General features: G+C 38.4%; 14 protein-coding genes. All 14 read left to right on the top strand.

Annotation, left to right across the window (positions count from 1 at the left end; all coding sequences use genetic code 11):
- The first annotated feature begins 60 nt into the window (after positions 1–60).
- Positions 61–1,230: a thiolase C-terminal domain-containing protein gene (locus ACQKL0_RS17155; protein WP_427688797.1), complete on the top strand. Its 1,170-nt coding sequence runs from the start codon at positions 61–63 to the stop codon at positions 1,228–1,230.
- A gap of 2 nt (positions 1,231–1,232) precedes the next feature.
- Positions 1,233–1,655, top strand: coding sequence for a Zn-ribbon domain-containing OB-fold protein (locus ACQKL0_RS17150; protein WP_427688795.1), 423 nt, complete (start codon positions 1,233–1,235; stop codon positions 1,653–1,655).
- A gap of 71 nt (positions 1,656–1,726) precedes the next feature.
- Positions 1,727–3,313: an AMP-binding protein gene (locus ACQKL0_RS17145; protein WP_427688793.1), complete on the top strand. Its 1,587-nt coding sequence runs from the start codon at positions 1,727–1,729 to the stop codon at positions 3,311–3,313.
- Positions 3,314–3,655: 342 nt separating this feature from the next.
- Positions 3,656–4,252: a TetR/AcrR family transcriptional regulator gene (locus tag ACQKL0_RS17140; RefSeq protein ID WP_427688791.1), complete on the top strand. Its 597-nt coding sequence runs from the start codon at positions 3,656–3,658 to the stop codon at positions 4,250–4,252.
- A 219-nt stretch (positions 4,253–4,471) separates the two neighbouring features.
- The gene (locus ACQKL0_RS17135; protein WP_427688789.1) at positions 4,472–5,251 is read left to right on the top strand and encodes an SDR family NAD(P)-dependent oxidoreductase; all 780 of its coding nucleotides are present in this window, start codon (positions 4,472–4,474) and stop codon (positions 5,249–5,251) included.
- 159 nt (positions 5,252–5,410) lie between these two features.
- Positions 5,411–6,187 carry an SDR family NAD(P)-dependent oxidoreductase gene (locus ACQKL0_RS17130; RefSeq protein WP_427688787.1) on the top strand — a complete coding sequence of 259 codons (777 nt, stop codon included), beginning with the start codon at positions 5,411–5,413 and terminating at the stop codon, positions 6,185–6,187.
- A gap of 566 nt (positions 6,188–6,753) precedes the next feature.
- Positions 6,754–7,863, top strand: a complete 1,110-nt coding sequence (locus tag ACQKL0_RS17125) for a TRAP transporter substrate-binding protein (protein WP_427688785.1) — start codon at positions 6,754–6,756, stop codon at positions 7,861–7,863.
- 535 nt (positions 7,864–8,398) lie between these two features.
- Positions 8,399–8,932: a TRAP transporter small permease subunit gene (locus ACQKL0_RS17120; RefSeq protein ID WP_427688783.1), complete on the top strand. Its 534-nt coding sequence runs from the start codon at positions 8,399–8,401 to the stop codon at positions 8,930–8,932.
- Positions 8,922–10,223, top strand: a complete 1,302-nt coding sequence (locus ACQKL0_RS17115; RefSeq protein ID WP_427688782.1) for a TRAP transporter large permease — start codon at positions 8,922–8,924, stop codon at positions 10,221–10,223. The genes ACQKL0_RS17120 and ACQKL0_RS17115 overlap by 11 nt, the downstream gene beginning before the upstream one ends.
- Positions 10,224–10,473: 250 nt before the next feature.
- Complete coding sequence (locus ACQKL0_RS17110; RefSeq protein ID WP_427688780.1) at positions 10,474–10,884, top strand: Zn-ribbon domain-containing OB-fold protein; 411 nt, start codon at positions 10,474–10,476, stop codon at positions 10,882–10,884.
- Between the two features lie 14 nt (positions 10,885–10,898).
- Entirely contained in the window at positions 10,899–12,038 is a 1,140-nt protein-coding gene (locus ACQKL0_RS17105) for a thiolase family protein (RefSeq protein ID WP_427688778.1), read from the top strand.
- A 54-nt stretch (positions 12,039–12,092) separates the two neighbouring features.
- Positions 12,093–13,238, top strand: coding sequence for an acyl-CoA dehydrogenase family protein (locus ACQKL0_RS17100; protein ID WP_427688858.1), 1,146 nt, complete (start codon positions 12,093–12,095; stop codon positions 13,236–13,238).
- 437 nt (positions 13,239–13,675) lie between these two features.
- The gene (locus ACQKL0_RS17095; RefSeq protein ID WP_427688776.1) at positions 13,676–13,894 is read left to right on the top strand and encodes a hypothetical protein; all 219 of its coding nucleotides are present in this window, start codon (positions 13,676–13,678) and stop codon (positions 13,892–13,894) included.
- Complete coding sequence (locus tag ACQKL0_RS17090) at positions 13,870–15,009, top strand: MBL fold metallo-hydrolase (protein WP_427688774.1); 1,140 nt, start codon at positions 13,870–13,872, stop codon at positions 15,007–15,009. The genes ACQKL0_RS17095 and ACQKL0_RS17090 overlap by 25 nt, the downstream gene beginning before the upstream one ends.
- The last annotated feature ends 97 nt before the right edge of the window (positions 15,010–15,106 follow it).

Below are 15,106 nucleotides of genomic sequence, written 5' to 3'. Positions count from 1 at the left end.
AATATTTAATAAATTTTAATCTAACACTTTCTTATAATATCCTGTTTGGAGGAATCTTGTTTGACAAAAAAACGACTAGATTATTTAGGCAATACAGCAATCGTTGGGGTAGGATACACAGAATTCTTAAGACAATCGGGAAGATCGGTGCTTGATTTGGCATCAGAAGCATGCTCAAAGGCAGTGTTCGATGCTGGGATGGAGCTGAAAGATATCGATGGAGTTGTCAGTTTTAGTGTGCTAGGAGATTCCGTACCTAGTGAATCAGTCGCTACAGCACTAGGTTTGCCAAAACAAAATTATATTCTTAATTTAAATACAGGCGGCCAGGCTCCGGCATATACTGTCATGCTGGCAGCGATGGCAATCGAAGCAGGATTGGCAGAAAATATATTAGTTTTTCGAGCCCTTAATGGAAGAAGTGGTAAAAGGATCGGAGGCATGCATGTTGCGGGGGAGGCAGCACAATTCCGTGATCCAATCGGTTACATCGGGCAGGCTGCTTATTCGGCTATGTGGGCAAGACGTTACATGATTGAAACCGGGGCAACAATAGAGGACATCGCAGCTGTTCCTATTGCACAGCGTAAATACGCAATGCTAAATGACCGAGCCATTATTAAAAAACTTCTGACATTCGAGGATTACTTAGACAGTCCAATGATTGCAGACCCATTCAGAAAAGTAGATTGTACCCCTGAGGTTGATGGCGCTTGTGCAATGTTAGTAACTTCACTAAAGAATGCACGCCAGTTAAATCATACACCAGCAGTTATTGAGGGTGCCGCCTATATTTGCGGATCAGGATCCGGTCTTGATATGAATGATAGTTTACTATGGGGTGATCTTACCAGAAACTACACAAGTATCTTATCCAAACCATTATTTGAAAGCGCCGGACTTAAACCAAGTGATGTAGATTTTGCAGAACTATATGATTGTTTTTCTAGTGCGGTCTTAATTGCTTTGGAAGGACTAGGTCTTGTTGGACGTGGGGAAGCAGGTGCTCTCATTAGAGCGGGAGAGACAGGCATTGATGGACGTCTTCCAGTCAACACACACGGTGGACTTCTATGTGAAGGATATGTACACGGTATGAATACGTTGGCCGAAGCAGTCCTGCAAATTCAAGGACGTGGCGGTGATCGTCAAGTTCCGAAAGCGAATATCGGCGTTGTAACAAGTGGAAATCAAGTTGACGGTTCGGCATTACTATTAAGGAGGGATTAAAGATGACTCAACAACAAAGCATAGAAAACATGGAAATTTCCATCGAAAAAACTCCGGAAAGTGAATTTTGGTGGGAAGGAATTAATAACCACGAGCTTCATATACAGGCATGTAATGAATGCGACAAGAATTGGTTTCCAACCGTGCACCGTTGTCCTTACTGTGCAAGTACAAACTGGAATTGGAAGAAGGTATCTGGCTTAGGAAAAGTCTATTCTTGGGTAGGTATACACCGTGCCTTTGATCCTTCATTTGCGGACGATGTTCCGTACACAATCCTAACCGTTCAGTTAGATGAAGGTCCGAGAATTTTAGGAAAGTTAATTCCTAGTGAAGATAGTAAAAATTTATATGCGGATATACCTGTTAAAGCTACCTACTATAAAAAAGGTTCTCAAACTTTCTTAGGATTTTCGAAGGCTTAGACTATTAAACATAGTTACAAAATAATAGACGTTATTATTATATAGAGAAAAAATACAAAAGGAGTAGAACTATGTACAGTGGAGTAGAAACATTTGGAAAAGTAGTTGAACATCGCGCTGCAGCCAAACCCTACACAAGATTTATCCGTTTTGAAAATACGGATGTCACCTATAAACAATTTAATTGTAATGGAAATAAGGTTGCTAATTATATAACCGAATTAGGACTCACAAAAGGCTCAACCTGTGCTGTAATGTTGCCAAATAGTCCAGAATTTTTATATACATGGTTGGGTTTGGCGAAGGTTGGTGTAATTGAGGTTCCTATTAACGTTGCTTTCCGTGGACACCTACTGACATATATTCTTAATAAAGCTGAGTGCCAAGCAATTGTTATTTCTTCACAATGGGTTGATCGTTTATTAGATATACTAGGGGATCTAACACATCTTCGGCATGTCATAGTGGTAGGAGATGATTATAAAGCAATTCCCAGTCTATTAACTACTCATTTCTTTGAATATATTCTCGATACCGTTAGTGATGCACCTGTAAATGTTGAAATCAAACCAACTGATCCATCCCTAATCCTTTTTACTTCAGGAACTACAGGGCCGTCTAAAGGTGTTGTACTTACACATCGTTCCAATTTTAAGAATGCATCAAACTGCTGTGATGTAATGAAGTATGGTCCAAATGACCGATTATTTACAGTGTTTCCATTATTTCATGCAAATGCCCGCTATACAACAGTTCTTTCTGCTCTATTAACTGATTGCGATGTAGTTTTACATGATAAGTTCTCCGCATCAAGATTCTGGGATATTTGCCGTGAGGAAAAAATAACCGCATTTAACTTTATGGGCTCAGTTATCACGATCCTTATGAAGCAGCCAGAACGTTCAAATGATAAAGATCATTTGGTTCGTAAAGCGTTTGGGGGACCAACTCCACTTGACCTATATGATGATTTCCAACACCGATTCGGTGTTCAGATTAGTGAAATATATGGTTTAACAGAGCTTGGAACTGTAACCAACAACCCTGCTGAGTCATTCCGTAAAGGCTCTTGCGGAAAAGCTGCTTCCTTTTATGAAGTAGAGATTCATGATGAAGAAGATAATCCATGCCTACCAGGTGTGGCTGGTGAAATTGTAGTCAGACCAAAAGACCCGGGCATCATGTTCACGGAATATTACGGAATGCCGGAAGCAACACTTAAAACCTGGCAAAATTTATGGTTCCATACAGGAGACCGGGGTCGCATGGATGAAGATGGGTATTTTTATTTTATGGACCGGAAAAAAGATGCCATCAGAAGACGCGGTGAAAACATCTCCTCATTTGAAGTGGAAGTCGTTATTAATGAACACCCAAAGGTTCTTGATTCAGCAGCAGTTGGCGTTCCATCAGAGCTGGGTGAAGAAGAAGTTATGGTTGTTATTATTGTAAAAGAAGGGGAAGAGCTGACACCAGGAGAACTGCTAGACTACTGTCAACCGCGAATGGCATACTTTGCTCTACCGCGATTTGTAAGATTCGTAAAAAGGTTTCCACGGACGCCTTCTCAAAGAGTTCAAAAATACAAACTTCGCGAAGAAGGCATCACTCCGGATACTTGGGATCGTGAGCTAGTTGGATATAAAGCACATCGCTAAATTTTATGAAAAAGTTTTAAATCCGAACAAAGGGGGACAAGTTGTTGTTTGAAAAGCGGTCCTCTAAAGTTCGGATTTTCCTTAATCATATATTTTTATAGATTAACTAGATGGTAAAGGACACCTTAAAACAAAGTAAACTTTTAATGAAGACTATTAAGGTTTTAAACGATTTTGAATTTTCACAATAAAATCAAAGATAAAAAGCAATTCAAATATCATTTTTCTGGATTTATGAAAGCGCTTAATGATCTTTTTGTTGAGTTGTTTGGGGCATTTCTCTATAATTATAATTGAAACATGATTCATTTATAATTTTTGAATTTTAAGGAGTGACCTTAAATGTCGAACGACCATTTAATGCCAAAAACAAACAGAGGTATTCAAACCAGGAATAAGCTCCTGCGTTCTGCGGAATATATATTTGGAAAAAACGGGTACCATCAAAGCAGTATAGTCGAAATCACCCAAAACGCAGGGGTATCGCTAGGGAATTTTTATACCTACTTTGAATCCAAATATCAAATATTTGAAGCGCTGCTTTGGGATATGCAAAGTGAACTTACCGGTCTACTTAAAAAACGCACCTCCGAAATCTCGGACAGAATCCAAATGGAAAGAGAGGGAATAAAGGCACTATTCGAATTCCTCAAAGAGCGGCCCTACTGGTATAGTTTATTTCCTCAGGCTGAATTTGTAGATAAAAAGCTCCACCGCCAAATATTTGAAAAATTCACAAAGTCATATATATCACGTCTTGAGGAATCAATAGAAAAGGGTGAAATTAGAAAGCTTGACGCTGAAATGTTAGTCTATTGTTTCATGGGGATTACGAATTACATCGGATTAAAATGGGTGATATGGGATAAAAGGGAAGTTGATGACGAATTAATCGATGAGTTAATGGATTTCATTAAATTCGGTATTATGAAGCGTTAAACTTAAATAGATGCTAGAGGAATAAAGCTGTTTCCATAACCTGGATTTCCTCTAGGTCGCTTCTTGAGCTGTTTAATGATTTCTGATCCTTCGTATCTTTCTGTTCGTATTTTAATAATTTACTATCTATCCAATTCAGCTTATTTCTTAAAATAGAAATGTGAAAATAATTTACTGAAAATTAAATTTATTTAAAACATATTTAGAGGTGAAGTAGAAATGAAAGAACACATGGAAGATAGTAAAAAACAAAAACGGATTGCAATTTTTGGAGGAAGCGGTGCGCTTGGCGATACCATTTCGTTGAAGCTTGCAGAGAATGCTGCCATTACCATTGGGTTTAGAAGCAATCAGGAAAAAGCAGAGGCAACCGCCAAAGCAATCCGTGATGCAGGCGGTAGAGCTGAAATTGGCCATGTGGATATCACCGATGGTGAATCAGTCAGCTCATTTTTCTCCTTAGTAAAAGAGCAATGGGGCGGAATTGATTCCATCGTATCTGCTACTGGTACTGCTTTTAGAATTAAAAAAATTACAGACATGGATGATCATGCTGTTCGCTACATTATGGAAACAGATGCGATAGGCAGCTTTAATATTTTAAAGCGTGGAATTCCAATGCTCCAGGAACAGGGCGGAGGATCGGTGGTCCTTTTCCTTACAAGTGCGATCAACCGAACAATTGAATATGATGGAATGTCATCAATACCAAAAATGGCTGTTGAAGGTCTCCTTCGTATGGCTGCACGTGAATTTGGTCCTGATGGAATTCGGGTCAATGGAGTAGCACCAGGGGTTATCGAATCTTACAGTATACATAAAAATTATGACATTGATGACATCACACGAAATTTAGTTACAAGCTATCTCGAACAAACTCCATTATCCCGAAGAGGATTGCCGCGAGAAATTGCAGATGTAGTGGATTTCCTTGTATCTGATGCATCTAGCTATGTAAGTGGTCAAATTATTAATGTAGACGGTGGTTATAGTGCTTAAACAGCATTCTACACTAGTTTATTAATCTTAAAAACGAGGGTGATCGACTATATCCGACACATTCAGCCACCACAAAACTAGCTGATTTGATGATTCGCTATTTTATAGAAATAATCTAGATAGTGGTTAAAATTCTTTTTAAGAAAGGGAGGCATTCTAGTGAAAATTGATTTTACAGGTAAAGTGGCGTTAGTCACCGGAGGGGGATCTGGAATTGGTCGTGCAATATGCTTAGAGTTTGCGAAAGCAGGTGCTTCTGTCGTTTGCGTAGATATTGATCAAAATGCAGGTGAAGAAACCATATCTTTGGTTAATAAAGAAGGAGCTAAAAGCATTTTTATCCATGCAGATGTTTCTATTGCTTCTGATGTAGAAAACTATGTTAAGCAATCAATGACCCGGTTTGGCAGGATTGATGTCTTTGCTAATAACGCAGGTTGGGAGGGGGTCGTTACACCTATATCCGATTATCCAGAGGATGTTTTTGATAAAGTGATGGATATAAATGTTAAAGGAGTCTTTTTAGGACTAAAGTTTGTTTTACCAGAAATGGTCAGACAAGGATTCGGAGCGATCATAAACACTGCATCTGTTGCAGGAAAAATAGGTGCCCCTGGATTTATTGCATATACAGCAAGCAAGCATGCCGTAATCGGAATGACAAAAACAGCTGCCCTGGAGGTAGCCCGTAAAAGAATACGGGTTAATGCAATTTGTCCTGGTGCAGTAAATACCCGCATGATGCGCTCAATTGAAAAAGGAATTTCTTCATCCAATCCCGAAGCAGTCGTTTCAGAACGAGCAAAGGCGATTCCGGATGGAAGGTATGCTGAAGTACAAGAGATTGCACAAAATGTTCTTTTTCTTGGATCTGATTTTGCAACCCATATTACAGGACATGCCCTAGCCATTGATGGAGGTGCACTCGCTACCTAAGATCAAGGGTTTATTAAAACAATCATGTTGTCAGTTAAAAAGTGTAAAGCACACTTCCTGAATTGTTTTTACAAACTTACAAGGATATCAGCAGTCCATCTTACTGTCCCCTAAAGAAACTACAGATGTTGTAGGTAACTATATAACTGAATGTAAGGCAATTGTTGGAACCACTATTGAGGTAATTGGCTTGGAAAACTACCATACCAAAATTCAAATAAACTGGGAGGACATTTTATGAAATAGAACCTTAAAATACTTCTATGTTATTTTACAATTGCGACAAAAGCTGCCTGAACCTGCACCATATATTACAAATCCCCCAATCTCTGGACTCACCTCTTATTTGATGATAAATCTAGAAAAATTTAATAGTCTATTACCTGATTTTCAAGCAGAAAACTTTAACCTAAAATATCTGGATTAGTTAACGTCAGTTTTGCAAATTCAAGAGAATTAAGCATCGAAAAAATTACAAAAGAGGTTGAAGGTAAAGGTGAAGTTATCAATCCTTCAGAGGAAGAAATACAAGATTTTATGGAGTTATTAAGGGGGGAAAACACAATATGAAGAAGAAACTTAAATCATTTTTTTCAATTAATACGATAGTCATCATGTCCTTTGCTTTAGCGGCATGCGGTGGAAACGAGACAACCAGCAGCAAAAATCAAGCAACTGAAGAGCAAAAGCCCGTGGAATTAAAGTTTGGTTCTTGGACACCAGAGACTCACCATACTCAAATCAATGCATTTGAGCCTTGGGCAAAATTAGTTGAAGAAGAGACTGAAGGTCTTATAAAGGTTGCTGTTCAGGGTGGATCAGTGTTAGGAGGATCACAGTCAACACTTCAAGATGTTAGTGGAGGAGTGTATGATATTGGGTACACGGTTGCTCAATACTATCCTGATACTCCATTGTTCAAAATGACAGTACTTGATTTACCATTTGCCTTTGTAAACGCAGAGGACCATTACGAAAAAAAGGTGAAAGTTGCACAACGTTTTGTTGATGAATTTGTAAAAGATGAATTTGGAAAAATGGGCATAAAACTACTGGGGGTCTATTCCAGCGACCCATTAGCAATTTTTAGTACAGAGCCAATTAAATCAGCTGAAGACTTAAAGGGCAAGAAAATTCTCCAACAAGGAGCTAACTGGGCCCCAATTATTAAAGAATGGGGCGGCATACCAGTTTCAGTAACAATTGAAGATCTATACACTTCTCTTGACCGAGGTACATTAGATGTAAGTTTATATGCGACTGCAGGTGCATATTCTACAAAGATTTACGAGCCTGCACCATATTTTACAAACATTCCAATATCAGGCGTTTCTGCGATTGCAATGATGAACATTGATAAATACAATAGCTTATCCCCAGAATTACAGAAGAGAATAGATGAGGAGTATGCTCCAAAGCTAATGGAATTATGGCAAGGAAGCTTCCTCAGCACCATGAATGATGCAGTAGACAAGCTTGCTGCAGAAATTAAAGGAAAAGGAGAAGTCATCGATCCCACCGCTGATGCTGTTGAAAGCTTTATGGCACCTGCAGAAGGTGTTTGGAAGCAATGGATCGAAGAAGCTAATAGCAAAGGCTATGACGGTCAAGCATTAATGGATGGATTCCTAAAAATCATGGAAGAAGAGGGCGTTGAGCCTCCATTTGATATTTAATTATTCTAGTGAAAAACAATGGCAATAAATAATAAATAGAGCCGAAAAACCCAACCTACTATTTGCGGAGGGAATGAAACAACAAATAGCGGCAATGGAACAGACAGTGGGAAGCAATCAGCACAAGAAACTTTTGATTTAATCTTGAAGGGCGGTCCCTGCTGCACATCCAATTAATAAACTTGCAGCTTAACTTTGGGTGGAAACGGTCAAGAAGATGCAGGTAAAGGTGAAATCATCCAGCCTTCTGAAGATGAAGTAAAAAGGTTTATGGAACCTGCTAAGGATGTCTGGAAGTAATGGATTGAAGAAGCAAACAAAAAAGCTATAACCGCAAAAAACTAATGGATGGTTTCCTGCGCATAATGGAAGAAGAAGGAGTTGAACCTCCGTCCGAAGTGTAGTCATTTGAATTGATTTTTTAGATTAAAGGCACAATCTTTTGCCTTGAGGAATATGAATCAAAAAACCTATAAGCAATTTCTTGTAGTGAAAAATTCAAGAGAATGACCATTTATTGAATAGAGGTGGGAAAATGCAATATCTAGCTAAGATAATAAAAGGGCTTACAACTATTACAAAATGGGGGGCGCTTATCACCCTTTTCCTCATGATGGTGGTAGTTGCCTTTACCGTAATATCCAGAGGTGTTTTTAATACACCAATCGTAGGCGATTATGAATTAGTACAATTAATGATGGTTGTCTTGGTTGCATTAGGATTTGGTTATTCAGAACGGGTTGATGCACATGTGAAAGTTGATTTGTTGGTGGAACGTTTTAGCAGAAAAACACAAACATTGTTGGGTATTTTATCCTACATTCTAGTTGCAACAATCTGTATCGTAGTTGGAACAATACAATTTAACGCTGGTCTAAATGCTCTCTCAACATTTTTAGTTAGTACATCTATACTGCACATCCCTCACTACCCATTTCAGTTCTTATTAGGAATTGGATTTTATATGTGGGGATTAGAGTCCATTTTAAAAATTATCTATAGCAGTATTGAATTGTTTTCAGGGAAAATATACCAACAAAGTGAAGGGAGTGACAAAAATGTCAGTTGAGGTTTTAGGACTTTTAGGAATTATATTAATGTTTGTATTGATGTTTCTAAGAGTTCCAATTGCCATTTCTCTTATAGTACCAGGGCTTTTAGGGGTACTATACATCCGTGGTTGGGCCTCAATAGAAGCAGCCTTGGAATCAATCATTTGGACACACAGCTTCAGTTACACGTTTAGTACTATCCCAATGTTTCTATTAATGGGTGAACTGTTGTTTATTTCGGGTATCAGTACAGATTTATATGATACATTTAGAAAATGGCTTGGACATTTTAAAGGAGGCTTAGCAACCTCCACCATCGGAGCTTCGGCCTTATTTGCAGCAGCTTCAGGATCAAGCGTTGCATCTACTGGCACAATGGGTGTTATTGCTTCCAAAGAAATGAGAAGTTCAGGCTATAATGACAAATTTAGCAGCGGTACCATTGCTGCAGGTGGAACACTTGGTATATTAATACCTCCTAGTGGAGCCTTCATTATCTATGGAATTTTAACGGAACAATCCATCGGAAAGTTGCTGATTGCTGGAATTATGCCAGGGATTATCTTAACCTTGCTATTCATTATAACGATTTATATTTCGGTTAGGTTTCAGCCTGCCTTAGCCCCAGATAATCCAATTAAATATAGCTGGAAAGAGAGATTCTTGTCTATAAAATCAACCATATGGATTATCGTTTTATTTGCAATCGTAATTGGCGGTATGTATGCAGGATGGTTTAGCCCTACTGAAGCGGCCGGAATTGGAGCAGCTGTTTCAGTAATTCTTGCTTTTATCAAAAGAAAGTTAACCTTTAAGACATTGGTTCTTGCATTAGAGAGAACAGTAAAAACAACTGGATTTATCTTTGCGATTATCATCGGGGCCTTTGTTCTCAATTATTTTCTTGCATTAACAGGCTTGCCAGAAGTATTAGCATCTTTTATTTCATCTTTGGATGTTCCTTGGTGGGTCATCATGTTAATGATTTTAATTATGTATTTTATACTGGGAGCTGTTATGGATTCCTTGGCAATGATTGTTATAACAATTCCGATTATTTCCCCAATCATCCAAGCATTAGGGTTTGATTTAATTTGGTTCGGAGTTTGGATCGTAGTTATTATTGAGTTGGCCCTCATTACACCTCCAGTTGGAATGAATTGCTTTGTTTTAAAGGGTGCTGTCCCTGACTTGAAATTAGAGGATATTTTTAAAGGTGCAGCGCGTTTTATTGTCCCAATATTGGTCTTGCTAGTCCTCTTGGTTATGTTTCCTTCGATTGCACTATGGCTGCCATATAATATGTAAGAAATATTCGTTAAAAACGACTAACTTTTACAAATTTAAAAGTAGAAGAGCAGGCAATGAGAGTTTCCTCTCTTCTATTCTGTCAAATTATCTGTCAAATTAAATAATTAAATTGATAAATATTTTAAATATCTTTATTGTTATAGTTGAAAGGTGATTCACTTATTGAGTAGACATATGAATATGACAGACCCTAATCATTTACGTATGTTCGTATTCATTACAAAATTCTTAAAGGGAGGAATGAAACTTGGAGAACTCTAATGAAAGGGTACCTGTTCAAGCAGGTCTCTTTAATTGGCCGGAAGAACCTCATGGTTTGATTGTTTCTAAATGTTCAACTTGCGGAGAATTGGTTTTCCCAACGCAAGACTACTGCCCAGAATGCTGTACAGAAACAATGGAAACAACCACTCTTACCTCGAAAGGAAAATTAAAAAGTTTTACAGAGATCACTGCACCACCGCCGGGCTTTAAAGGGACTATCCCATATACAGTTGGAATCGTAGAATTTCCTGAAGGGATTAGAATTATAGGATTAACAACTGAGAATACGGTTGAGAGCTTGGTTCCTAATATGGAAGTAGAAGTAATTATTAATACAGCCTTCGCTGATGATGAAAAAGAATATGTAACCTACAAATATAAACCGTCAAAATAAAAGGAGGGAATTTAATGGATGAGGTCGCTATTGCCGGAATCGGTATGCATGAGTTTGGCAGATTTAATGATAAGAGTTACCGAGACTTAGGTGCTGTAGCTGCAATGCGTGCTTTGAAAGATGCCAACATGACAATCAAAGATGTCCAGGCAGCCTTTTGTGCCAATGTTTATGAGGTTTCATCATCTGGTCACAACGTGTTGGAAAGGCTGGGCTTACCGGGAATCCCGATTGTTAATGTAGAAAATGCCTGTGCAAGCGGTGCATCAGCCCTACGCCTTGCCTACCAAGCCGTCAAATCAGAAGTTTACGATATTGTTCTTGTTGTGGGCTTTGAAAAAAGTCCAAGAGGTTTCCTCCATGGAGCTGGATGGCACCCTTGGCAGGAATCAACTGGATTAGGAGTAAACCCATTGTATTTTGCGTTAAGCATTCATGAACACATGGTTGAATATGGCACAACTCGTGAGCAATTGGCTCACATAACTTATAAAAGTCATAAATATGCTGTCCACAATCCATTTGCGATGTATAGAAAGGAACTATCGATTGAAGAAATATTAAATGCCAGAATGGTTTCGGATCCTTTAACGCTTTATATGCTATGTGCGCCTAATGATGGAGGAGCAGCGGCTGTTATTTGTAGTGAGAAAACGGCTAAAAAATTCACAAAAAATTATGTCACGATTGCCGCTTCAGTCTTGGAAACTAGAAAAAGAGGGGATATGTTCGTTCCCGCTTTATCAGCACCAACAAAAACATCTTATCCAACACTAGCTGAACGGGCTGCACAATCTGCCTACAAGATGGCCGGGGTAGGACCTGAAGACATTGATGTTGCTGAAATTCAAGATGTAGATGCAGGATCAGAAATCATTTATTCTGAGCGTCTTGGTTTCTGCCCAATTGGCGAAGGCGGCTCACGTGCCCAAAAAGGTGAAACATCAATCGACGGTAGAATTCCGATAAATGTGAGTGGGGGAATCCTTTCAAGAGGTGAACCTGTGGGAGCATCCTCTCTTGGCCAAATTTGTGAAATTACACGTCAGTTAAGAGGAATGTCCGGTCCGAATCAAGTAGAAGGAGCAAAGGTTGCCCTTAGCCATAGTGAAGGTGCTGGTGGAAACTCTTGTGTAACAATTCTAAAGAGATAGAGTCATAGATTAAGAACATAAAAAATGATAAGGAGTGGAATAATGAGTAGAATAATGAGTCGGTCATACTTAACAGAAGATCATAATATTTTCAGAAGTGCATTAAGAAAGTTTTTAGAAAAGGAAGCTTTACCAAATTTTGAACAGTGGGAAAGAGACAAACTTGTACCGCGTTCTTTTTGGAATAAAATGGGTGAACAAGGATTCCTTGCTCCATGGGTTGATGAAAAATACGGCGGTGTCAATGCTGATTTTGGTTTTTCTGTTATTATTAACGAAGAATTAGAAAGAGTGGGCGGAGGCCTAGTAGGAATTAATAACCATAACGATATTGTTGTTCCATACATCAATACATTTGGAAATGAGGAACAAAAGCAACGCTGGATTCCTGGCTGTTTAACTGGGGACATTATTACAGGAATTGCCATGACGGAACCAGGCGGAGGTTCTGACCTTGCAAGCCTAAGAACAACAGCTGTTAGAGATGGAGATTACTACATCTTAAACGGCGAAAAAACGTTCATCACTAGTGGTGTTATTGGAGATTTGTTTATTGTTGCATGTAAAACGGATCTAAAAGCTGATCCGGTTCATAAGGGAATTAGTTTAATTGTAGTAGAAAAAGATACTCCTGGATTTAAGAAAGGAAGACAGTTAGAAAAGGTAGGTCAGCATTCTTCTGATACATCTGAACTCATTTTTGAAGATGCGCGCGTACCAGCTGCAAATTTATTAGGTGAGGAAGGAAAAGGCTTCTACTATTTAATGGAAAAGCTACAACAGGAGCGCTTGCTTGTAGCTGTCGGTGCTGTTGCAACATCTGAAAAAATGCTGGAAATTACCATTGATTATGTAACACAAAGAGAAGCTTTCGGTAAAACGATCAGCAAGCTTCAAAATACCCAATTTAAAATTGCTGAAATGGCTACAGAAATCCAAATTGCTAGAACATTTGTCGATGATTTAATTGTTAACCATATGGAGAAAAAAGATGTAGTGACTCAAGTATCTATGGCAAAGTGGTGGACAACGGATCTGACGAAAAAAGTAGCAGCTCGGTGTTTACAACTCCATGGCGGATATGGATTTATGGAAGAGTATGAGATTGCAAGAAGATTTAGAGACGTTCAAGCACTTTCTATTTATGCAGGAACAAATGAAATTATGAAAACAATTATTGCGAAGAGAATAGGACTATAAAATCTTTAATAATTCTCTGGCAGTCTATACTATGACTCCTTTAGCTTATATACCCTCATCATTAAAAATGTTCTGAAGACTAGGAAGAAGCAAAATGCGTGAAGTTGTAATTGTCGGGTGTTAGACCGGTTGGAAAGCGAAAAGGAGTTCTTACTTTCCATCCGGAAGATTTAGAAGCTAAAGTTCTAAGAGAATAAGTGAATCGCGCCGGAATAGATTCAGGTCTAGTTCAAGATGTAATATTAGGTTGTGTCTCACACATTGGGGAACAAACTTATAATATTGGCTCTAACAGCAGATTTCCCTATTCATATGTTCCGGGAACAACAATAGATTGCCAAATGTGGCTCTGGCCAGCAGCAGGCAATTCATTTTGCAGCTCAGGCAAAATTATGAGTGTGACATGGATATTGTGATTGCTGGGCGGAGTTGAAAGTATGACCCGTGTTCCAATGGGATCATCTCTTCAAGACGTTGATTGGAATAAAACCTTAACCTCCCGTTATGAAATTATCAACCAAGGCCTATCTGCTGAAAGAATTGCAGAAAACTGGGGCTTTACCCGTAGGCAGTTAGATGAATTTTCATTAGAGACCATAATCGTGCACTTAAAGCTCAAGAAGAAGGACGATTGGATAAAGAAGTCATGCCATTAGAAGTGACGTTAAAGAATGGAACAACTGCAATTGTAAAACAGGTAAGGGTTTTTATAGCTACAACTCCTAATTTTTTCTTTTTCGATAATTATGATAAGGATTACCCATTTACTATTTCTATAGGAGGGCTTAATGTGTTCAAAATAACCAACCAGGGTGTTGATCTTATCGAACTTGATACAGGCTCACCCGTTGGCGGGGTTAATACGTATTTAGTTTTTGGTGAAAAACTAACTCTCATTGATACCGGGGCAAATTTAGAAAAAAACTGGGAACTCTTGATAAAAGCCTTAGAAGAACGTCAATTAACAATTTATGATATTGAACAGGTATTGCTAACACATCATCATGTTGATCATGTTGGGCTATTAGACCGAATTTTAGAATTGCATCCCGTTCCTGTATTGGGTCATCCAAATAACAGGCCATGGTTGTTGCCAGATATACAGTTTGTGGAATGGCATCATGAATTTTTTCAGCAATTTCTCAGCGAATTTGGTGTACCGGCTGAATTGTGCGGAGCAGGTAAAGAGTTTTTCGATAATTTGCAGCCATTATCATGTCATAACGTAGAACTGACTTTGGAACTAAATGAAGGAGATAGCATTCCAGGATTGTCCGAGTGGCAAATCATTGAAACAAAAGGTCATGCACAAAGCCATATTTCTCTCTACCGCAAAAAAGATCAATTATGGATTGCAGGAGACCATATCATTAAACACATTTCTTCTAACGCATCCATTGAACCGCCACTCTCCCGGAATCAAGAAAGGGTAAAACCATTGATCCAGTACATGGATAATTTAAAAAAATGTGCTAATATCCTAACCAGTACGGTACTAACTGGCCACGGTTCTATAGTAACGAATTTACCCGAACTTGTCAGTGAGCGTTTAAGCGATATCGACGATCGTGCAGCCCGTATTAAAGATATTATAAAAGATAACGACAAAAGCGGTTTTGACATAGTAAACGAATTATTTTCTACTAAAACCGTTAAAGAGCAATTAATCCTAGTTGTGTATGAAACAGCGGGGCATTTAGACTTACTTTTACACCGTAGAGAGATTGTTGAAATGAAAAAAAATGGAATAAAATACTACCGTTCATTCTGATTATCAAGCAAGAAAAAATAGAATTTTATATACTAAATATACCAACTAAAAAAGCGGTTATTTAACAAACTACGCACTTTGAAATGGACAAAATAAT

The sequence above is a fragment of the Peribacillus sp. NPDC097264 genome (assembly GCF_050277925.1).
In the GTDB taxonomy this organism is placed as follows: Bacteria; Bacillota; Bacilli; order Bacillales; family DSM-1321; genus Peribacillus.
This window is presented reverse-complemented; position numbering and strand designations above follow the sequence as displayed.